The sequence below is a fragment of the Butyricimonas faecalis genome (assembly GCF_003991565.1).
In the GTDB taxonomy this organism is placed as follows: Bacteria; Bacteroidota; Bacteroidia; order Bacteroidales; family Marinifilaceae; genus Butyricimonas; species Butyricimonas faecalis.
Genome location: NZ_CP032819.1, coordinates 1,391,363 through 1,413,085, shown reverse-complemented (window position 1 = coordinate 1,413,085; position 21,723 = coordinate 1,391,363). Strand labels below are relative to the sequence as shown.

At 46.8% G+C, this 21,723-nt stretch carries 21 protein-coding genes; 16 read left to right on the top strand and 5 right to left on the bottom strand.

Features of this window, described 5'->3' with window-relative positions:
• Positions 1-59 precede the first annotated feature (59 nt).
• From D8S85_RS06420 to D8S85_RS06400, 5 genes are all read right to left on the bottom strand, one after another.
• Positions 60-6,182, bottom strand: coding sequence for a helicase-related protein (locus D8S85_RS06420; protein ID WP_005681365.1), 6,123 nt, complete (start codon positions 6,180-6,182; stop codon positions 60-62).
• Complete coding sequence (locus tag D8S85_RS06415) at positions 6,169-6,618, bottom strand: DUF1896 family protein (RefSeq protein WP_004295482.1); 450 nt, start codon at positions 6,616-6,618, stop codon at positions 6,169-6,171. The genes D8S85_RS06420 and D8S85_RS06415 overlap by 14 nt, the downstream gene beginning before the upstream one ends.
• A gap of 143 nt (positions 6,619-6,761) precedes the next feature.
• Positions 6,762-8,861, bottom strand: a complete 2,100-nt coding sequence (locus D8S85_RS06410) for a type IA DNA topoisomerase (RefSeq protein WP_005681364.1) — start codon at positions 8,859-8,861, stop codon at positions 6,762-6,764.
• 15 nt (positions 8,862-8,876) lie between these two features.
• Positions 8,877-9,092 carry a hypothetical protein gene (locus tag D8S85_RS06405; RefSeq protein ID WP_005681363.1) on the bottom strand — a complete coding sequence of 72 codons (216 nt, stop codon included), beginning with the start codon at positions 9,090-9,092 and terminating at the stop codon, positions 8,877-8,879.
• A gap of 3 nt (positions 9,093-9,095) precedes the next feature.
• Positions 9,096-10,553, bottom strand: coding sequence for a DUF3945 domain-containing protein (locus tag D8S85_RS06400; RefSeq protein WP_005681362.1), 1,458 nt, complete (start codon positions 10,551-10,553; stop codon positions 9,096-9,098).
• Positions 10,554-10,640: 87 nt separating this feature from the next.
• Here D8S85_RS06400 and D8S85_RS21465 point away from each other — a divergent pair, with 87 nt between their 5' ends.
• From D8S85_RS21465 to D8S85_RS06325, 16 genes are all read left to right on the top strand, one after another.
• Positions 10,641-10,808 (top strand): hypothetical protein, encoded by a 168-nt coding sequence (locus D8S85_RS21465; RefSeq protein ID WP_004303813.1) that lies wholly within the window; start codon positions 10,641-10,643, stop codon positions 10,806-10,808.
• Between the two features lie 58 nt (positions 10,809-10,866).
• Complete coding sequence (locus D8S85_RS06395; protein WP_004319196.1) at positions 10,867-11,985, top strand: tyrosine-type recombinase/integrase; 1,119 nt, start codon at positions 10,867-10,869, stop codon at positions 11,983-11,985.
• A 75-nt stretch (positions 11,986-12,060) separates the two neighbouring features.
• Complete coding sequence (locus D8S85_RS06390) at positions 12,061-12,552, top strand: YfbM family protein (protein ID WP_127074895.1); 492 nt, start codon at positions 12,061-12,063, stop codon at positions 12,550-12,552.
• Positions 12,553-12,643: 91 nt separating this feature from the next.
• Positions 12,644-13,537, top strand: coding sequence for an immunity 22 family protein (locus tag D8S85_RS06385; RefSeq protein WP_004319190.1), 894 nt, complete (start codon positions 12,644-12,646; stop codon positions 13,535-13,537).
• Between the two features lie 72 nt (positions 13,538-13,609).
• Entirely contained in the window at positions 13,610-14,221 is a 612-nt protein-coding gene (locus D8S85_RS06380; protein WP_004319185.1) for a hypothetical protein, read from the top strand.
• 45 nt (positions 14,222-14,266) lie between these two features.
• Entirely contained in the window at positions 14,267-15,331 is a 1,065-nt protein-coding gene (locus D8S85_RS06375) for an ankyrin repeat domain-containing protein (protein WP_032842961.1), read from the top strand.
• 73 nt (positions 15,332-15,404) lie between these two features.
• A complete protein-coding gene (locus D8S85_RS06370) occupies positions 15,405-15,911 on the top strand; it encodes a hypothetical protein (protein ID WP_127074894.1) in 507 nt (168 codons plus the stop codon).
• Positions 15,912-15,985: 74 nt separating this feature from the next.
• Positions 15,986-16,423, top strand: coding sequence for a hypothetical protein (locus D8S85_RS06365; protein ID WP_016212890.1), 438 nt, complete (start codon positions 15,986-15,988; stop codon positions 16,421-16,423).
• Positions 16,424-16,503: 80 nt separating this feature from the next.
• Positions 16,504-17,067, top strand: a complete 564-nt coding sequence (locus D8S85_RS06360; RefSeq protein WP_004295267.1) for a hypothetical protein — start codon at positions 16,504-16,506, stop codon at positions 17,065-17,067.
• A gap of 68 nt (positions 17,068-17,135) precedes the next feature.
• The gene (locus tag D8S85_RS06355; protein ID WP_127074893.1) at positions 17,136-17,804 is read left to right on the top strand and encodes a hypothetical protein; all 669 of its coding nucleotides are present in this window, start codon (positions 17,136-17,138) and stop codon (positions 17,802-17,804) included.
• Positions 17,805-17,911: 107 nt separating this feature from the next.
• The gene (locus tag D8S85_RS06350) at positions 17,912-18,607 is read left to right on the top strand and encodes an Imm19 family immunity protein (RefSeq protein ID WP_115484191.1); all 696 of its coding nucleotides are present in this window, start codon (positions 17,912-17,914) and stop codon (positions 18,605-18,607) included.
• A gap of 96 nt (positions 18,608-18,703) precedes the next feature.
• A complete protein-coding gene (locus D8S85_RS06345) occupies positions 18,704-19,159 on the top strand; it encodes a macro domain-containing protein (RefSeq protein WP_004319182.1) in 456 nt (151 codons plus the stop codon).
• Between the two features lie 100 nt (positions 19,160-19,259).
• On the top strand, positions 19,260-19,511 hold the full coding sequence (locus D8S85_RS06340) for a hypothetical protein (RefSeq protein ID WP_004319180.1): 252 nt from the start codon (positions 19,260-19,262) through the stop codon (positions 19,509-19,511).
• Positions 19,512-19,581: 70 nt separating this feature from the next.
• Positions 19,582-20,337: a DUF6630 family protein gene (locus D8S85_RS06335; RefSeq protein ID WP_004295472.1), complete on the top strand. Its 756-nt coding sequence runs from the start codon at positions 19,582-19,584 to the stop codon at positions 20,335-20,337.
• Between the two features lie 58 nt (positions 20,338-20,395).
• Positions 20,396-21,016, top strand: coding sequence for a hypothetical protein (locus tag D8S85_RS06330; RefSeq protein WP_004295471.1), 621 nt, complete (start codon positions 20,396-20,398; stop codon positions 21,014-21,016).
• Positions 21,017-21,081: 65 nt separating this feature from the next.
• Positions 21,082-21,687 carry a hypothetical protein gene (locus D8S85_RS06325; protein WP_004295470.1) on the top strand — a complete coding sequence of 202 codons (606 nt, stop codon included), beginning with the start codon at positions 21,082-21,084 and terminating at the stop codon, positions 21,685-21,687.
• Positions 21,688-21,723: the final 36 nt, after the last annotated feature.

The window sequence follows — 21,723 nt, the reverse complement described above, 5'->3', positions numbered from 1 at the left end:
AACGCTCACGGACATATGAAAAAAGCCGATGGAAATCTGTACTTCCGTCGGCTTTTCGTTTACATCTTGATCCCTTTCTTCGCAGGGCCGTTCTCCGGCGGGCTGCCCACGCCCGCGATCACGATGCGCCCCCCGGAGGCGTCGGCAATCTGCCGCAGCCGGGAAGGAATACGGGCCGCCGTGTTGTCTTCCTTCGGGAGCTCTTCCGCCGTGTCATGCCGTTCCCGGCACACGTCGTTATCCTCCTCCGCCTCCTTTCCCTCGCTCTCTTCTATCGGTTTGAGGCTTTGCTGTATCCTGCGGTCTATTTCCGTCAGGTCAGCTTTTAGGGCCGTCAGTTCGGGCTCCTTGCGCCAGGAACTTTCCACCACTTCCCGCAGGACGGGAATATCTTTCTCCAGTTCCTCATTCTTTTTCCGGAATTTCTCCAGTGTCGGCTCGATGGTCGCGAGCGCGTGGATGAAGTTCATCGCCGCCAGTCGCGGGTCGGAGGCGATATTCCCGTAGTTATACTGGTATAGATAATCCCCTTCACCCCGGACATAAAAACGGTTCTGCACCAGGTCGAGCCCGTCTTTCCCGGTCGTTTCGCTCTGGACGAGCAGCTCGAACCCGTAGAGGCTCCCGATGGGTTCGAGCCTGTCGAGCGTGCGTGCCGTTTCGGCGATATGGTTGAGCTGTTTCCCGATGAGCTTGGGGTCGGAGGTTTCCAGCCCGTTCAGTTTCACGGGATTGCGGTACGAGCCGTCCTCGTTGAACTCGACGCGGGCCTTGAAGTGTTCCAGATCCTTGCCGATACGCCGTATCAGGTCGTTGTTCTTCTCTATCTTCTCCGTGATCTGCTCCAGCTTGTAGCGGCTCGATGATTTGCCGCGCACGAATGCCTGGCGTTCGCTTTCGAGCGTGGCAATCTTCTTCTCCAGGCGGGCTTTGTCCAGCAGGTCTGTATTTCCCGAGAGGACGGCGACATACTCGGAAAAATTCATGCCGCTCTTTTCGTCGATGGCCCCCTCGTCGATGGTACGGCTTCCCATGTTGTTGGTCTTGAGCTGGCGGATGAACAGTTGCTTGTTGTGCAACAGCCCGAACTTGTAGGCGTCGAGCGACTTCTCGACGGCGTATAATATCACGTCCACCTTGTTGTCGGCATGGAGTTTGGCGATCTCGTTCCCGGTGCGTATTCCCCGCCCGTCGCGCTGCTCCAGGTCGCTGGGACGCCAGGGGCAGTCCAGGTGGTGTATCGCCACGCAGCGTTTCTGCGCGTTCACTCCCGTCCCGAGCATCTCGGTCGATCCGAAGAGTACGCGGATTTTTCCGGTGTTCATACCGGCGATCATCTCCTTGCGCGCTTTTTCCGAGGTCGCCTCCTGGATGAACCGCACCTCGCTTTGGGGTATGCCGTAATCCTCCGCGAGTTTACGCCGTATCTCGGAATAGACGTTCCACCCCGCTCCGGGTTTGTAGGTTCCCAGGTCGGAGAATACGAACTGCGTACCTTTGTACGCCTCGAAACGGCGGTAGTAACCGGCAATCATACGGGCGCAGTGGCTCGCCTTGTTGTCCACGTGGTCGCTGTATAGTTCGGGGTCTATCATACGCATATCGAGCGACATCTTGCGGGCGTAGTCTGTGGCAATGAGCATTTTCGCCTTTTCCTCCCGCTCCGAGAGCGGCAGGCGGCCCAGGAGCGTGGCATCGCCCGATTTGGCGAACTGCACCAGTCGTTCTATGAACTCCGTCTGCTGGGGTGTCGGCGGGATATTGTGCAATATCTCGTTCTTTTGCGGTCGGTCGATCCCTATATCCTCCGCCGAGCGGTAATCTGTAATCTCGGAGTAGAACATGGCCAGTTCGGGAACCTTGATGAAATATCGGAACCGTTCTTTCTGCACGACCTCGTTGGTCACGGAAAACTCGTAGTCGATGGTTTTCTTGGCAAATATGGCCGCCCAGGCATCGAAGGTGCGGATATTCTGACGCTCCAGCTCCTTCGGGCGCAGGTACTTGAAAAGCAGGTACAGTTCCGTGAGCGAGTTGGAGATGGTCGTTCCCGAGAGGAACGTCGCCCCCAGGTCGCGGCCCGTGCGCTGCTGTATGGTACGCAGCGCGAAAAGCATGTTGAGCGCCCGCTGCGACCCCTCGGGATTTCCGAGGCCCGCCACCCGGTCATGCCGGGTCGTGAAAGTCAGGTTCTTGAATTTATGGCTCTCGTCCACGTAGAGGTGGTCGATACCCATGAGGCGGAAGTCCACGGCGTCGTCCTTGCGTGTTTCCAGCGCGTGCGCCACCTTCTGCAACTTGGCTTCCAGGTTGGCCTTGCGTTTCTGACACCCTTTCATCATGGCGCGGGAAACGTCCCTGCCTTGTGCTTTGAGCACTTCGAGGTTCTCCTCCACACAGTCCAGCTCGGCCTGCAATATCTCCTGCTGTATCTCCGGAGACTGGGGTATCATGCCGAACTGTTCGTGCGAGAGGATCACGGCGTCCCAGTCGTTGTTGCGTATCTCCCGGAAGATGCGCTCACGCTTCCGGGGCGTGAAATCCTCCTTGCCCGGGTAGAGGACTTTGGCCATCGGGTAAGCGGTACAGAACGTCCGGGCTATTTCATGGATGTTGGCTTTCAGCCCGATAATCATGGGTTTATTGGCCAGCCCGAGGCGTTTCTTCTCGTAGGCCCCGCAGCACATGATGAGGGTCTTTCCGCCGCCCACCTCGTGGTCGATTATCCCGCCGCCGAGCAGTTTGTCCATCCATATCGCGTCCTTCTGGCTGTCATACAGATTGTCTATTCCCAGCCCCTTGAGGTCGAGGTCGGGGAATTCCTGGTGCGTCCCGTCGTACTTCGGGCGCACGTAACAGTTGAAAGTACGGTTATAGAGGTCTGTCAGGCGGTCTTTGAAGTCGGACGACTGCTCGCGCAGCCATTCGGGGAAAGCACCCCGGATCTCGTCTATCTTGCTGTTGGCGAGCTGTATGGCCTCCCCGTCACGCACTTTGACCTCCCGCCGTTCGCCGTCCACCCATTTGAGGACGGTCTTGGTGATGTCGGGCGAAGTGTTTTGCAGGGCGTGTTTCAAAAGGTGCAGGCCGTTGTACTTACGGGTCTGCGCGCTGACGGCATACTGCTCCGTGATCTTCACGTTCGTCGCTTCCGCCTTCACGCCGTACTCGTCCAGGTTGGAGGCGAAGGTGATCTTCACCTCCGTATCGAAGAGCGAGGAGGCGAAACGCTCGTAAACACCTTTTGGAATCCACCGTTCGCCCAGGTTGAAGTCCAGGTCGTCGAAAGCGATGGGTTTGGGCGTCGCCTCGCGCAGAGCCTCCAGCGATTCCCGGGCCGGGGCGTGGTCGGGATTCTCCCGCAGGAACGCCTCGATCCGTTCGGCTTTCCCGATGACATTGCCGGCGATGAACTTGTCGGCAACCTCGTAGCCGTCCGTTTCCGGGTTGTAATAGATACGTCCTTTCAGTTCCCCGAGTATTCCCTCCACGGTAGTTCCCGTGAGCGAGGCCATGTAGTGCGGTTCCACCCGGCCGTACTTGTTCAGGCTGGCCACAAGGGCCTCCGAAGCGTCGTCGGCGTGCGTGATCTCATCGGGATTGAAGGCCACGGGACGCTCGAAGATGTCGGCTTTGCGTGCCTTGCCGTCGATGTAACGCTCCAGCGATAGAATCTCCGTCCCCCGCGCGTCCATCTTGATCAGGTCGAGGTTGCGTTTGTCATTGAGCCGTCCGAAGCGTTCGGTGAAATTGTCGTAAAGCCGGTTGAGCATCTCCCGCAGGGCGGGGTTCGCCGTCAGCGTTTCCGCCTCGTTGTTATAAAGGTGGTAATAGGCATCGCGTATCTCGATATACATGGAGGCTTTCGTCCGTTGTGCAGGCGTGAGTTCCAGCGGGTGGAACATGGGTTGCAGGGATTCAATCCCCCGCAGGTAGCCGACCCGGTTTTGTCCGTCCGTGACGAGTGTCCCTTCGCGGAAATAGGGGGCGACCTCACCCTCGAACGGGCGGGGTTTCATATCCGCCTCCCGTATCTGCGGCATTTCTTTACCGGGTTCTTCCTCCTCCGGATTGTCCGGCGTGTCGAACAGGCTGCCCGTTCTCGGCGTACCGGCGGCTTGTTTCCGTCTGTCTTTCGGGGCTTCCGTCGGGGGGCGTACCGCCTGCCGTTCCCGCTGTTCCGGGGTTTCCTGCTGCCGGGCGTTTTGCCGGCGCAATTCCGCCCTCCGTTCCGGGGTAAGCGACATCATCATCTCGTAAAAGCCGTTGATCGGCGGGTTGTCCTCCCAGTTCAGGGAGGCATACAAGTCTTCGGGATCACGCTCCGGTGGCGTCGTTTTCGGCATTTCGCTCTTCTGTTCCTCCGGAGAGGAGGCCGGGGCGAATAACGAGGGTTGCCGGGGCGTCTTCCGCTTTGCTCCCCGGCGGCTGTTCCTTTTCTTGGATATACCGAGTTCTGCCTGCCGCCGCTCCTCGGCGCTGAAGCCGAACAGATCGTAGAGCGTCAGCAACGGTTCCTGCTGCACGTTTACCGGTTCGGCAGCTTGGGTGGCAGGTACGGGAGCCGCCGTTTCCACCGTGTCGAAAAGCGACCCGGCGAAGCCCTCCTGCGGTTTCGGTTCCGTTGTTCCGCCCACGTGCTGCACGGGAGTATCTGCCATGCCGAAATCTTCGGGTTTCGGCGGGTGCTGCTCCCACAAGCGATTCTCCCGCTCTTTCGACCAGGCCCCGAAGTCGGCCAGATCCTCTCCGGTCGGTTCTCCGGCGGGAGTGGCGGCAGAATCCGGTAACGCTTGTCCGGGTTTGTTTTCGATTCGGGTAATCTCCCCGGTTTCGGTATCGACATGGTAGCCCTGCGCCGCCATTTCGGCGACGACGCGGCGTTTTTCCTCCTCTTCCCGCTGCTGCTGAAGGTTACGGGCGTCGGCTATAATCTCCTTGACGATTTCTCCGGCAAGGCGGGGCTCGTGTCTTTCGGCACGCTGGCGTTCCGCCTGACGGGGACGGGACAATTCCCGCTCCGGTGTACCGGGTGTCTGTTCCGGAGCATGTTCCAGGCAATAACTCTCGTTGAAATGCCGGTTGAAATCCTCTGAGAGCATACGCCGCATCTCCCGGTCGATGCCGTCCACGCCCTCCGCGTGGGTGAACTCCATCGCCGGTTTGCCGTAGGGGTCTTTGCCTACTTTGGCCTCGGTATGGATCACCCTGTCGAACGACTGGAAAAGGTTGTTTATCCGGATGCCGTTCGACAGCTTGCGGGATTCGATGAAATCCCGCTGCCGTTCGGACAGTTCCCCCGTGGCGGCTTTCTTTTGCAGGATAACCAGGTCGCTGCCGACCTCCGTCCCCGCGTGTTCTGTAAAGAGGTTGTTCGGCAGCCGGATGGCCGATACGGGCTCGCAGCGGTTCATCAGCCACTCGCGCACGGGGCGTCCCTGCTCGGCGTTCAATACTCCCTGCGAGGTGATGAATGCCACCAGGCCGCCCTCGCGTACCATATCGACGGACTTCATGAAAAAATAGTTGTGCAGCGCCCGTGTGCCTTGCCGCCGCACGGGGTCGGTATGGGTGGAGAAGAACGGGTCGAAGAGCGCCACGTCCCCGAAAGGGATGTTGCTCACGGCCACGTCGTAGTAACCGGCGTATTTGGGTTCGATACGTTCGAATCCCTGTACCCGCACCCGTTTTTCGGGGTGCAGGTGCTTCAGGATCAACCCCGTGGCGGGGTCTTTCTCGAAGCAGGTGATCTCCGCGTAGGGGTCGTGGAAATCCACGGCATTGACGAAAACCCCCGTTCCCGCGCTGGGGTCAAGAATACGTTGGGGGGCGATCCGCGTATCCCATATCGCCTCCACGATGGCGTCTGCCACTTTCGGGGGCGTGTAAAAAGCCGTCAGGACGGAGTTCTTGATCCCGTCCATGTAGCGCTTGTATTCCCGTTCGTCGGGGGTGTTCGCCCTGATGACCTCTTGCAACTCGGCCACGAGCGTTGCCATGCCGTCCTTGTCCGGTTTCCCGGTGGGGTTTTCCAGCACTTCCTTGATGGCGCCGAAGCCGCTGTATGCGCCGAGTGTCCTTTCTTCTTCGGGAGTCGGCGCCCGCCGTTCCCTGTCGAGCGTGAAGGCCGTCTTCAGCGCGTCGATATTCTGGCGGAGGTGGGTTTTCTTATTGAATGCCATCTTCGAGAAGTATTTGGACGGTTCCCGTCAGTTCGGTATAGAACAGTTCATAGTCGGGCGTGTCGGCGAAGTCGTCCGTGAGGTCGTACTTCTCCAGCACCCCGCGGCAGAGGGGCAGCAGGCGTAGAGCCGCCTGCCGGGCGGTATCCTCGGGAATCTCCGCCTCGAATTCCCTCCAGAGGATGTTTACCAGCGTGTTGTAGGGTGAAAAGTGCAGTCCGCGGCAGAGTTCCTCGCGGGCAATTTCTTCGGCCTCGATGTGGTTGCAGCCCGAACGGATCGCCTCGCTGTACGCTTGGGCGGCGCTGTCGGCCCGCTCGGCGATGAACTCACTTTCGGCGATGAGTTCCGGGTGGCTGTCCTTGAGGTAGGATAGTAACGAAAGTCCGTAATAGGACAATTCCCCCGTGGGGGTATGGTGTTGCTTGTCTGGCATGATAAGAATTTTTAGTGGTCGTTGATAATCGGGGAAGAGAAAGGCGCCCCGGGTTCCCACCCGAAGCGCCGACCACTGAAAAAATCCTTATCAAACAAGCGTATCTCGTTATGACAGGTCTTTTCCAGTGGCAAAGGTAACGATTATTTCCGTTTGTTCCTCTTTCCCTGCCTGGGAGTATCGCGCGGTTCGAAAACGAACGAGGTCTTGAACTGGTCATCGAGCGTGAGGGCCGCGTCGAACGTCCCGCCGCCGTTTTTGACGAATCCCCGGATCGTGCCGGTTTTGCCTTTGGTCAGCAGTTCCGCGAGCTGCTTGTCGGTCAGCTCCTTGCGGGCCACGGTTCTCCATACGGTCAGGCCGCAATCGGGATTCTGACACTTGGCGAGTTTGGGATAGAACACCACGGGCCTGCCGCAACGCGGGCAGGCTGTGTCACTCTCCGCGCCGTCGATTCTTGCTTCCAGCAGTTCTTTGGCGATTTGCGAGGCGAAGACCTCGATACCGCGATGGAACGTCGGGGCGTCCATCTCCCCGGTGGCGATCTTCGAGAGGGCCAGTTCCCAGCCGCCCGTCATGGCGACATCGGCGATCTTCTTGTCCCTGACCACGGCATACACGGCCAGTCCCTTGTCCGTGGGTACAAGCGACTTTTTCTCTCGCCTGACATACTCGCGGGCAAAGAGCGTTTCGATGATGGCGGCACGGGTGGCGGGCGTGCCGATGCCGGCATCCTTCATCGCCTCGCGTTCGGCCTCGTCGGACAGTTCGCGTCCGGCGGTTTCCATCGCCGCCAGCAGGCTCGATTCCGTGTGAAGGGGGCGCGGCCGGGTCTGTTTCTGTTCCGTGACGCATCCCTTGACGGGCAGCTCGTCGCCTTGCACGATGTCGGGAAGGAGGGTCATGTCCTCCTCTTTCTCCTCGACAGGTTCATTCAGGACGGCCCGCCAGCCCGTCTCGACCATGATACTGCCGCGGGCCGTGAAATCATGTCCCGCGCTTTGCAGGGTAAGGGAAGTGTTTTCTTTCACGCAGGCCCCGGAAAAGGTTTCGAGCATCCGCCCCGCGACCATCTCATAGACGATGCGGTGGTCGGCATCCAGTTCGGAAGGGAGGTTCTCGGTGGGAAGCAGCGCGTGGTGGTCGGCGATCTTTTCGTTGTCCACGCTTCGGCGGGAGAGAGATGCGGTATCCATCCTGCCCGCGTATTCCGCGAAACGGGGATAGCGTGTCATGTTCCCGATGAGTGCCGGAATCTCCTCGGCCACATCTTCCGATATATAGCGTGAGCCGGTACGGGGATAAGTGATGAACTTCTTCTCGTAAAGCGACTGGGCGATGTCGAGCGTTTTTTCTGCCGAAAAACCATACCGACTGTTGGCCTCTTTCTGGAGTGTCGTCAGGTCGTACAAGAGAGGCGGCTGTTCCCTGGCCTCCTTGCGCTCCACGTTCACGACGCGTACCGTTCGGGCGCCGATAACCTCGGCGCGGGCTGCTTCCGCCTTCTCCCTGCCGTCGAATTTCTCCGTGGAGAGGACGGTGAACTCCGTGCCCTCCTTTGCCGTGGAGAGCTTCAGCCGGAAATAGGCGGCGGGCTTGAACGCCTTGTTCTCCAGGTAACGGGAGCAGATGATCGCCAGCGTGGGGGTCTGCACCCGTCCGAGCGACCAGACACCCCGCCCGGCAGCCACGGCAAGCGCTTGCGAGGCGTTGATACCGACGATCCAGTCGGCTTCGCTGCGGGCTTTGGCCGAGAGGTAGAGGTTGTCGTATTCGTTGCCGGGGCGGAGGTGTTGTAACCCCTCGCGAATGGCCCGGTCGGTCAGGCTGCTGATCCATAACCGCACGAAAGGGGTGCGGCATTCCAGGTAAGAGTAGATGTAGCGGAAGATCAGCTCCCCTTCACGCCCCGCGTCGGTCGCGACGATGATGCGCTCGGCCATGCCGAACAATTCCCGGAGAATACCGAGCTGCTTCACGACACCCGGGTCGGCCTTATACTCTTTACCCTCCCGAACCTGCCGGGGCAGGAGGATGAACGATGATGGCAGGATAGGCAGGTTTTCCCGGCGGAAACCCGCGATGCCATACTGTTGGGGCATTGCCAGCCCGACCAGGTGGCCGAAGGCCCAGGTTACGGCGTAGCCGTTTCCCTCGATAAAACCGTCTTTACGGTTCGTGGCTCCCACGATGGCGGCGATCTCACGCGCCACCGAGGGCTTTTCTGCGATAATTACTTGCATGATGATTCGGATTTTTCAGTGGTTGTTTTCTTGTTGTTCTTCTTCTTTCTCTTTTTCCGGACGGGCGATCAGCCGGCGGTCGTAATAGACATGGTTGCCGTTCCCGTCGTAATACAGCCGTCCGTCGTCCGCCTTCTCCGGGGGGCTGCGTTTACCCGGCCGGAGGTACAAGGCAGCCAGCGCCGCGATCAGGAGCGGCATGGCTCCGGCCTGCATGTAGAACCATTTCATACGTTATACCTTGGCACCTTTGGAGTTGCTCTTTTTGCTGCTGCGGTAATTTTTCTTCTGCGCCGGGGTGGCCTCCTGCTGTCCCTGCTTGAGCGGCTCTTTCACACCTTTGACCGCTTCGACGGTCTTGCCCTCGGAATTGACGGCGACCTGGGTACGGCTTTCAACGGCGGGTTTGACCTCCGCCCCCTGCCGTTTCGCACGGTCGGGATTCCAGCGGAAGAAGTCCATCTTGTTACGCTCGAAGTTGGGCTTGACCCAGGCGTTGAACGGCTCACCCTGCCCGTCCTTGACCATGCCCTTGATGTAGAAAGCCTTGACATCCGCCCGCTTGGAGGGATCATTCACCGCTTCCGTCCACTGGTCATAAGCCTCTTTGGGCACGGAGGCTTTGAGGATTGTCCGGTGAATCGTGAGCGTGGGCTGTCGTTCGGAGGCCGTAGTTTCCTGCCGTCCGTTTTTCTCGGCGGCCTTCTGGCGGTAAATCTCCTTGTTCTCCTGGGCGTAGCGGTTGCGATCCAAACCGTCGTAGGTAAAGGAATAGTTACGTTCGGCCGCGTCGATTTGGATATAGGCATCCCGCTTATAACCCGCGCGGGTGGTATATCCTTCGAGCAACACCTTGCCGCCGCCGTAGAAATCCATCTGCTTGCCTTCCGAGAGGTCGGCCTCCTTGATGCGGGCACGTTTTTCGAGTAACGAAACGGGCATGGGTTCCAGCGTGTTCGTCCATTTGTCTATCGACACGTAGCAGGGCGTGAGCTTGCCCGGCTCCAGCTCCAGGTCGATCACTTTCCCGGCATGACGGGTGTTCATCAGGTTCGTTTTCGCCTCCTCATCGAGCAGCACCCCGTGGAAGGGGGCGTCGAGGTCGGGTCGTTCCTGCCAGTAATGCGGCACGACGCGCAGCGAGCCGTCCGCCTGCTCTTCGAGCGACACGCGCCCTTTGGTGGAAACACGCATCCCGTTCTCCAGTTCGGGGTTCATCTCCACCAGCCCGTTGGATTTATGTCCGTAAGACATGGCTTTCAGGTGCGGCTCGATGTCCTCCATGCGGATACCTTTCTTCTCCATATCCGCCAGGTCTATCTTCGTGACGTCCAGCGGCTCGAACTGCCGCTGCTCCTGCGTCTGGAGCCGTTCGGAGGGGTCGATACGGTAATTTTCCAGAATCTCCGGGTCGAAGTCGATGCGGATAAGTTTGTTCAGGGCATTCTCCGTCATGACGAAGATACCCGTGTGGACGGGGTTCTGGGCCTGTTCCATGAACTTTTTGAAGAAGGCTTCGAGGGCTGAATCCTGCGTGTTCACGTTCAGCAGGCTCGCCACGTTCTGATCCGTGGGGTCGGCGGTCTGGATATTGCCGTCCTGATCCACGCCGGTAACGGCTTGTAGTCGTCCGTCGTCGGCATTCTGAACGAGCATGACTTGTTTAGCGTCGTTCTTTACGTTTTCGTCCATAATTACGAGTGTTTTTAGTTAGCACCAATAGCGATGCGGGAACGAAAGTAAGGGGAACCGGCTGAACGTAAAAGAGTTGGAAAGGCTATGGAAGCATCGGGCACAGAAGTGGCCGCTTGTGGCGCAGGGCAGAGGAAATCGGAGAAACGGAGTGCCGGGAAGGACGGATTTGGCAGAGGGTATTTTCGTGGCTCCTCACCTTATTTGTCAGGTAGTCGGGATCTATTGTTAAATGTCAATAAAGCGCATGGATAACCCGTGTTTTTTTATAAATTTGCGAAAACGGGTTTCAATATCCGACAAAACGTGAGGCATGGAAATATATACCCCAAAAACCAAGATCAAACTTTCTCCGGTGATAAGAAACGGGAGAGAATTTGTCGAAGTGACTTTCGGTAATGACAATGACATCCGCTTGTCGCTGTCGAAGGAAGAAAACGTACTGCTTGTCGGCGGCAGGGCTTATCTGCCGGCAGAAGATTTCGTGCTTGCCGAGTTCTTCGACCGCTATGTAAAAATGGCGTTTATAGACTATTCTGCCATCAAGGAAACCGCACCCCGTAAAGAGGAAGACAAACGGCCGCCACTGCCGGAAGGCTATCTGGAAAAACTTCAGCAAGTGCGTTACAGTGACCATACCGTAAGGGTATATACCTCCTATTTCCGCGATTTCCAACAGCATTTCGAGGGGCGTAAGATTGAAACGGTTACTCCCGGCGAGATAAACGACTACCTGCTGTATCTCATCCACGAGAAAAACATATCCTCCTGCCAGCAAAACCAGCGTATCAACGCCATCAAGTTCTATTACGAGAAAGTTCTCGGTCAGGAACGGCGGTGTTACAAGGTGAACCGTGCCAAACGGGAGAAGACGCTGCCCGACGTGTTGAGCAAGGAGGAAATAAAGAAAATACTCGACGTGACGGTGACAGACCTGCGTTTCTTCTGTATGTTCTCCATACTCTATTCCGCAGGGTTGCGCATCAGCGAACTGCTGGAACTGAAACCCGGCGACATCAACGAATCCCGCTCCCTGATACGGGTGCGGCAGGGTAAAGGGAAAAAAGACCGCTACACCCTGCTGTCAAGACCGTTGATGAAAAAGCTGACGGAATATAACAGACTATACAAACCGAAAGTGTGGCTTTTTGAACACAGACCGGGAGAACCTTTCACCGAGAGTATCGTGTCGAAACGGCTGAAGGCAGCGGCCCGGGAAGCGGGAATCACGAAACGGATTTATCCGCACCTGCTGCGCCATTCGTTCGCCACTCACCTGCTGGAGCAGGGAACCGACATCAAGATAGTGAAAGAGCTTATGGGACATAACAATATCAAGACGACAGAAAGGTATGTCCACATAGCCGACACTTTCAAAAGCAATATCAAAAGCCCGTTGGACGATCTGTTGATGGAGGAAGACGAGGTCTGATACTTAAAGAAAATAACAGCCAAATCGGCTGATAGTATAACATTATCAATAAATTAAACAATAGGAGAATTAATTATGTCAAGATTAGGTGTTTTATATGCTTTGAAAGAAGATGAACTGAACAAACTTCGTTCCTTACCACATGACGAACGATATGACTATATGTTAGAGGAAATAGAGGAAACTTTATTGGAAACGCCTCGTGGTTGTGAGTTGGATAAAGCATGGGAAGGTATCCAATATTGTCTTGGTGGTGGCGAGTGGGATGAGGAAAATTCTGTTCCGACAAACATTGTGTTCGGTGGAGAGTTTTTAGTTGAAACAGAAGATGAAATCATTACTCTGAAAACTCATTCAGAGGTAAAACAAATAGTTGTTTATTTACATCAAAATAATCTGCAAGAAATTATACGAAAGAATTTTCCATTGATAAATGAACAAGAATATTCATTGCCTAAAAATGATGATACCTTGAATTATCTTTTAGGTTGGAGTGGAGATATTCAATCGTTTTATGAGAATGCTCAAAAAGAAGGTTGTTCAGTTATCTTTACGGTTGATTTGTAACAAAAACAGAAAATATTGATAACAAGCACCTATTCCGCCTAAACGGCGGCAAGCTGCATCCCATTAGTCGCTTGAAAAATAAAAAAAGAAAATGAGTAAGATAATGATATGGGTCGGTCAATTCGATTCCGAAGCTGACGTTGAGAAATATATGGATCAATCGGCTTTCCGTCAATGGTGGAAAGATTATGATGAAGACAATAAGGAACTTCGTTGCCAGTTCTGTAAGGAGCTTGGTGTAATGAACTATGATGAGGATTTTCTTATTATGAAATTCACATCTGACGGCTTGGCAGGATTACTTAACCTTATTCCTGCTGATACCCAAAAGATAAGTCTGTCGATGGCTGATAAAAATATTACAATGGCAAATGCTGTTATCTGCTATAATTGTCGTGAGGGTATATCTCCTAAGAAGGCAGAGAATGCCACAACCATGACTTATCTTGGTACGTTTGAGTTTGAACTGTCGCCTGAAGGTGTACAAGGGTCTAATGCTGGATTAGAATATATGATTTGGATTGGCACAACCGATAAAAGTCGGGAAGAATTTATGGAGTATTTCAATCAAGATGAATACATGAAAGAAATACGAGATTACAAAGAAAGTCGTACAAAGAAACGCCCAAATCCGGAACATCGCTGTCAGTTCTGTAAAGACATTAATATAAAGTATTACTATCCAGAATTTCTAACTGTGGAAATTAAGGATGAACCCGAAAATCCTTTTAATCTTGTTAGAATGATGATTGATAACAAACTTGTCCTTGACTGGTATATTGAGTCCGATATTGATGAATACCACATAAAGCCATCAAATTGTATTGTGTGCTATATACCCAATGGTTTCAAGGACAACAAAAGGAATCAGAAAATCTTTATTAAGAAGAAAAATTATGATTCATATGAAACACCTAAAAAATTTGTGGATGAATTAGACAGTTACAACGGTATTCAATATTTGGAAACTTATATTGCAGAATAAAGCGACTAACAAACGGATAATTTCCCTTAAAGGTCGATTATCCACTGGACATTACCGATTAACAATGACAATATGAAATGGTATAAAATATACTTGAATGGAGAAAATCGAATATGGAAGAAATGTATTACATATTCGTGGGAGTTTATATATGAAGATAAAGAAATTAATTTTCAAAGAATTATAGATTCATCTTCATCGGAAAGGTATCAGATAAAAGCTCTTATCAAAGGTAAGGGGCTAATCGCTAAAAGTATATCTGGATTTGGGCAAATAAGAATGCCAGAATTTGCTGAAGTCAGCCATTTGTTTCTTGTCAGAGAAGATATATTGAATATAAACGAATTGTCCTCCATAAAAGGAATTTCTTTAAAAAGGGTTTCAGTATATGGAGATTTCCCACTTGATTATATGGCAATTATTTTTAATGAAGTAATTGATTGTGTTGACAATATTCATTCCAAACGAGAAGAATTTGAATGCATGAGTACACTTGTGTTAGATATGTCTAAAATACCTTCATCTGTAGATGGGTTCTTTTTAAAAGGGTGGAATAAATACGGTTTTTATAAAAACATTGTCAATGAAAATATGAAAATGCAATTACTTCATTTGTATAAGGCAAATGAGTTTTTAAAATTTAAAGAAATAGAAATAAATGGCACATCGGTAACAAATGGATAAATCTCCGTAAGAGAGATTATCCGCCGAACATTATAAACTCAATAGATGAATAATAAAGAAATTTATATAAAACTGGAAAAAGCAGTTGGCGATAACAACGTGCAGGAAGTGTCGAATATACTCGACCAACATTCAGATCTAGATTTGAATGATGAGAATTTATATACGCTTCATCCACCTTTATGCCGAGCTGCAAAGAAAGGTTTTTATGAAATTTGCAAGACTTTAATTCAATATGGAGCCGATGTAAATTGTATTAAAGATAGATTATTTTCTCCTTTATGGGGTGCTTCGTCTGGAAACCATTTAGAAATAGTCAAATTATTGATAGAAAATGGCGCAGATATAAATGCTTATGAAAGTTCTACAACAGCAGCTTTGAATGAAGCTGCCGCTAAAGGGCATTTTGAGATTGTTCGCTATCTTATAGAGAAAGGTGCGGACATAAATAGGCTTACTACAACTCTACTTTTTTCTCCTCTTGATTGGTCTATTAGTAGTGGACATAACGAAATAAGCCTTTTTCTGAAGGAAAAGGGTGCGTTGTCCAATATCAACCACGATTATGTATGGTCTGAAGTAGGTGGTGGCATATCCCAACATATAGACTGGAATATTGGCAGAGTTATTCCTAACAAATTCAATGAAACGGAAAATGGTGTATTCAATAGGCTTGCGGTTGTTAATAGAGGTAACAATTCGTTATTGTTCAGTGTAGGAAATTTCCAATATACCCAGCCTTATGTGGAGTTTGTTATTGTGCTTCCGTTTGGCTGGAATCCATACTCTAAAATGGAGAAGACACAGTTCCCTTATATGGTAATGAAAGAATTGACGAACCAAGTCCGTAACGGAAGAACATTCTCTGATGGAGATTTTATATCCAAAACAGAGAAAGGGTTCAACGCAATCTCTTGGTCGGAGAAATTGGCTGGATTCTATGTCGTAGATTATAACTACTCTGATACAGCGAATCAATATGATAACAAAGAGGATATGGTTACTCTTTATACGCTTATTCCTGTAAAAGCTACTAAAAAGGGATATAGCGAACACTCTTTAGAAAAATTGAAGTCTAAGAAATTGAAAGCGATTGAATTGAGTTTATAACAAGCGGATTAATCTTCTAAAAACTCGATTATCCGCCAGACATTATCGGTCAAACAATAAAAAGAAAAAGTTTATGAAACTACGAGAAGAAATAGAACCTAAAATTATTCAAATAGAAAAAATATGTCCGCAAATATCGAGGTTACTACGTGGGTATGATAGTGAAAAGGACAATAAATGTTTGAATATAATAAAGAAAATTTCTGAATTAACTCACAAAGTTATTACTAAAGATATTCTTTCTGAATATATGGAAGATGACTCTATTTGTATGGTTACTCTTAGGCTTTCAATAGGGACTCCACCATTACTCCATATTCCATTATCGTGTGACGAACTTCTTGAAATCATACAAAGAATACATTCTAAGAATTATGTCGAATATAAAGTTAAGGCTTTTCCTGAAGATGAACTTTGGTGGGTTCTGTCACACGATTATTATGTTCCGTTATTGGAAAAAAACATGGAATTATCAGAACCTTCGCTTATTCGTGAAATGCTATATCAAGAAACTGTATTTGACAGTTTGCGGTATAAGCCGGAAGAAGTACTTGAAAAAATTTTAGGTGTAATGAAATAGACCGATAACAAACAGCAAACCGACTGAATAAGCGGAACGCTGTCAAACATTACCGTTCATAAAAAATAAATGGAATGAATAAAATAGAGTCATTTAAATATATTCGCCCAATTTCTCCGGGTACAACATCATGTTACTCTGTTGGAGATATTCTTCCTATTGAAATTTTATGGGAATGTAATGGAAAGGTGTATAATCGGAAACAAGAAAAAGGTGGTTTGTGCGCTATTTTATTAGAACATGATAATGTAGTCGGTGTTGTTGAGAATCCATATACAGGTGGATTCAATTTAGCTTATGTATTGAACGGAGCAAATCAGGTAGTTTGGAATGTGTCTGATTTGTTTATTGCTACTTACGGGAATCTATATTATGGTAGAGCACTACATTTCGTTGATGTGAGAGTTGAAAATGGAATTTTATACTTTTTCATCAATATATCAAATTGCGATTTTCGCTTTTCAATTAATGTAAAAACAGGAGAAATAGGGCAATTAATAGAAACAAGATAACAGAACGATAACAATCGGCTAAACCTCCCTTAATGGTCGGTTAGCCACCGGACATTATAATAAATAAAAATCAAAGCATTATGGCAAAATATGAGTTGGGGGCAATTTATAAAATTAATGGTCGAAGTGGTGAATTGTATTATGTAAGACTTTTGACAAACGACTGTTATGGCGTTTTTTCATCATTAGAAGGCGAACTGAATGAAGAGACATTTGCTCAAACCCATTATCGTCTCTATTTTAGCTGTAACTCTTTTCCTATAAAACGAGGTATATGGGAAAAAGTCGTATCATCTCCAAACTGTACAGATATTGCACGGTGGCAACGCCCTCAATATTTAGCTAATTTTGCTAATTTCAACATGAAATTATTTCTTGATCAATGTAGAGTTTTTCATGAAGATGGGAACCTTTATCAATGTGAAAGTAAAGAGGAGTTTATTAGATTAGTAAAATCCGGTAAGATTTTATTTTGTTTTAATACTTATGAAATTATACCAGACTTTCTAATGAGGTATTACAAGGATTTCCCCAATAGCTATATTGTAAATAAAGATTTTATCCATAGTGGAACTTTGGAATACCAAAAAGAACAAACAAATGTATTAAAAGAATTAGGCTTTGATATTGGAAACTTATTATAACAAGCGGCTGAACATTCCTATAAAGGTTAGTTAGCCACCAAACATTAGACACCTCTAAATAAAATTATATGGTTGATAAAAAAGAAATATTGAATCAAATAGTGAATGTGTTGGAAAAACCTTTCGTTACACATGGTTTTCGATATGTACGAGGTGGTCGCTTTGTACGAAAGCTATCTGATGGAAACACAGAACAGCAATATCATATAACTTTCAGGAAGAAATACGGCTGTTTTCTTATGTCAATCGAGCTTATTGTTCAAAATAAAGTGCTATTAAAAGATTTTGATGTTTTATACAGAGAAACCTTAATCTTTGGATACCGGAATTTTGAAGATAATTTTCGGGATGAATGTATAAAAATGGTATTGAAACAAAAGTATGTAACTTTATGCGGACTTGGGGATTGGAGAGAACTTAAAGAGGAAAATGAATCGCTGGAAAGTTTCAATGCCAGATTTCGCCTCTGGTCACCCCCTTATTTTGAAGATTTGAAGGATTTGAATAACATTTTGGAAAAAGAAGGAAGTCCCACATGGCAAGAGCAATGTTTGACCAGCATAAATCTGTCTTTGAAATTTTTCAAGAAAACAGAAGATATAAACTGGATTATAAACAATACAGAATATCAAGGACTGTTCCTATTAAAGCAAATGGGGCGAGTTGAAGAAGTTGAAAATAAGTACAATTCGTTACTTGAAAAAAGAGGAAATATGGGAATAACACAGAAAGCATAGAGTATTTCTATAAATTATTAATGAATAAAGGTGTCTAACAAGCGGCTCAACCGCCCCAAAGGTCGGTTATCTACCAACCATTAGTTGCGGTCAAAAACGAAATAAAAATGAATGTAATATCAGAAAAAGAATATTCGTTTTCAAATGCGCTTTTTTGGAACGTAATGTTACATCATCATATTCGAGCCTTTGATGAAGAAAGGGATGCGAATTTTGATGAAGTATGGGATGAAGAACTTGTACCAACATTGTTGGATGAAAAGAAGTACAAGAAATATTGGTGTTGGCTATCTCAAATTGATTTGAAAACATCCGAAAATCAAGGTGAAATAGAAAACCCAAGAACTCTAACACTTCCTATCGGCAGCGATATTGTATTGACAATAGAATTTCATCCTTGCTGTACATATTATTTTTTGAATGACACTTTAATCGGGGAAGTTAGTGGCAACTTTCACTTGAAGTATCTCACATATTCGGAATTAATGAGGATTACAAAAGAGATATATGGAGATGTACTGTTTCATTTACTCTTACCTTTGTCTGCAATCAAAGAAAAGGAAAAAGATACAGCACTTTTTGAGATTGTCCAACGATTGCAACAAATTCCCTTATTTAAGGAACATTCCGAATATATAGGTAAATGTATCTTGAACGGATTATTAGTATCCAACTCTGACATACAGGAAAATTCCAAGATAGGAACGATATGTACAAGTAATCATTCGTATAGAAATGCTTTGATATATAATGATGAAAAGCAGGAAATAAAGGAGCTAAATATTCTTTTGTCAAAGTTATAAATTTGCAACTAACACGTGAATAAATCTCCCCGAATGGTCGATTATTCACCGAACATTATCTGCCCAGAATAATTAACAATAAAAAAGAAAAAAACAATGATTAGGTATATTGAAAAAGGCGACATATTCCGTATTGATGGAGTGAGCAGTTATGCGCATGGTTGTAATTGTGCCGGTGCAATGGGTAAAGGCATTGCCGTACAGTTCAAAAGCAAATATCCAGATATGTATCTTGAATATAAGCAGTTGTGCAAAGAAAATAAGTTTTGCCCCGGTGATGTTTTTGATTATGATTATGGCAATGGACATATATATAACCTTGGTACTCAAGCAACGTGGCGAACACGAGCTAAAATAGAGTATATCGAAAAGGCACTGATACAGATGCTTGAGTTAGCCAGTGGTGATAATGTAACGGCAATAGCCTTACCTGCAATCGGTGCTGGATTAGGAGGATTAAAATGGGATGATGTAAAAGCAATTATAGAGACAGTTTCAAATGATTATCCTAATGTTGATTTGTATGTAGTTGAAACTTATCAAAGCGAATAAAGGCAGATAACAAGCGTATCAATCTCCCTAAAGGACGATTATTCGCCGAACATTATCGTTTAATATGGTAAGTAGAAAAGAAACAGTAAAAAGTTGTTGTGTGAATATACTTGATGATGTAAAAAGAATATTAGCGCAACCTTTTGAATGTAGGAAGACTTCTCTTCCTGATGGTGCATTACATAATGTACAAAAAGAATTGGAAAATATGATTAATGCGATTGATAAAGATATTTACTCGTTTACACCAAGTTATGGCAAATATCTAATAGATTGTTGGCTTGGAGATGAATTAGTAGATAAACTTCTTGATGTTTCTTGTCAATATGAAAAACTAATTAAGTTGAAATAAACGATAGCATACGGATTAATCTTCCAAAGGTCGATTATCCAACAAACATTATCGGTCTAAAAATTAAAATATGGATAGTAAACTTCAATTATTCGCTAAAGTGTTATTAAAAGAACACTATGATGAATTTTTAGAAATGATTCAGTTGTTCAATATAGATAAGAGAACCTTTGTCCTTCAACATAGGAAAATGTTTGAAAAGGGATGGTACGATACAAGCTCTGAAGACAATGAATTTAGTGAAGTAGATATTATGCTTTGTTTTGCTATAGTTTCTCACAGAATGGCAGTTATTGATTGGAGTGGTGAAGAATATTCAGGGCAGGTTAAGCGTTCCATTACGATGATGTTAAAGAATTATGGGATAGAACGTTTCTTATGGAACACTAAAAAGTTTGAGGATTCTTTGGATTGGGACAAAATTCGCCGAGGTGACTATTTGCCTTTGTTGTTCCAAGCTATGAACAAGCAACTTAACAGAGGCGGTTATTCCATTGTGTTTTGTGATACAAAATCGGATTGTTTTCGTTATGCAATATTACCAACTGCCGAGTTTGTGCAATTTGAGAATACGGAATTAGATGATTATCTGACAATCATTAGTCCTAAGATTTACAATATATATCTTGCAGACAAGGGAAATGAATTGCCTAAAATTATGCTGTACTTAAAAAAGAAATTTTCTGTTCCACTAAGTGAAATCAAGGAATTTTGTTCAAGAGATAAAATTTTACTTGGAATAGGGAACTCTATAATTGTGGATGAATATCGAAAAGAAATTGAACAACTTGGAGGCAAGATTGAAACAGAAGAAATAGACCGATAACAAACAGCAAACCGATTGAATAAGCGGAACGCTGCCGAACATTAGCAACCCCAAAAAGATGAAAATGATTGGAGAAACTATAAGAACTGAATTTGAAGCATTGAAAAATGACTTTGAAACCATAAGGCAACAAATAGAAGACGATGTTGTCAGGACTGAGTTGTATAAGGGCGAGTTTTATGAACTTACTCCATATTCCTATCAGCGTAATGGTTGCAAACAAGGAAAACCTGTAAAGCGTCCTGATACAATAAAAAGCACCAAAAATCTTTGTATCTACGGATTTAATAACCAAAATCAAATCGTAGAAGTTAAGGTTGGTTGTTCTATTGAAAATCAGTTTTATCACACTTTCCTGTATTATACAGACAATCTTGTGAAAAGTATTCTATACGATAATGGAAAACATTTGATGAATGTATGCCATTACTTTTTTGAGGGCGGAAAGCTGAAACGGTCACAGTTATGTGGTAGGTATGGTTGCCGTGAAGAGAATTATATCTATAAAGAAAATGCTTTGACACATATTGAAGTCAAACAATATGATATTGAGGGTAATAGTGGTAATGATTTAATTCATATATTCCAATATCAAGACGATGGGGCTTTAGAAAGTATTACCAAATCATTTCCAAATGGATATTCTGAAATAATCTATAAAACGAAAAGAGGTTGCTAACAAGCGGCTTAACTACCCCTGAAAGGTCGGTTAGCCACCAAACATTAATATTAAAAGGAAACACTATGATACCTGATAAATTGAAAGATGATTTTAATTCATTGAGAAATATGTTTGATGAATTGAAAAGAGAAATTGATAAGAATGTTGTAAGGGAAGAGAATTACAAAGGTGAGTTCTACGAAATATCCCCTTATTCTTATCAAAGAAACAGGTTTAAGCAAGGGAAAATAGTTGGAAATGTAACTTCTCTCAAAACAACTAATAACCTATTTACTTATTATTTCGATGTAAAAAATCAAATTATAGAAATCCGAGAGGGCTTGGAACTTAAAAATCAATTCTATTACACCTTTTTCATTTATGAAAAGGAACTCATGAAAACTATTGCATATGATAATAGCAAACGTATTGTGAATGTCCGATATTATCTATATGGAAGTAATGGTAAAATAGAGAAAATGTATTCAAAGGGTTCTCGTGGAAGTAGAGAAGAAACATATTTTTATGAAAATGACCGCCTACAAAAAATAGTTATAAGACAATTTGATAGAAATGATATTGAACAGGATACGTTACAACATTCATTTGATTATAAGTCTAATGGAGAATTAAAATCTATTATTCTTTCGACAGAATTATATTCTGAAACAATCTATCAGGAAACATAAATTTAATATTAACAAGCCGGGATAACGGACTAACGC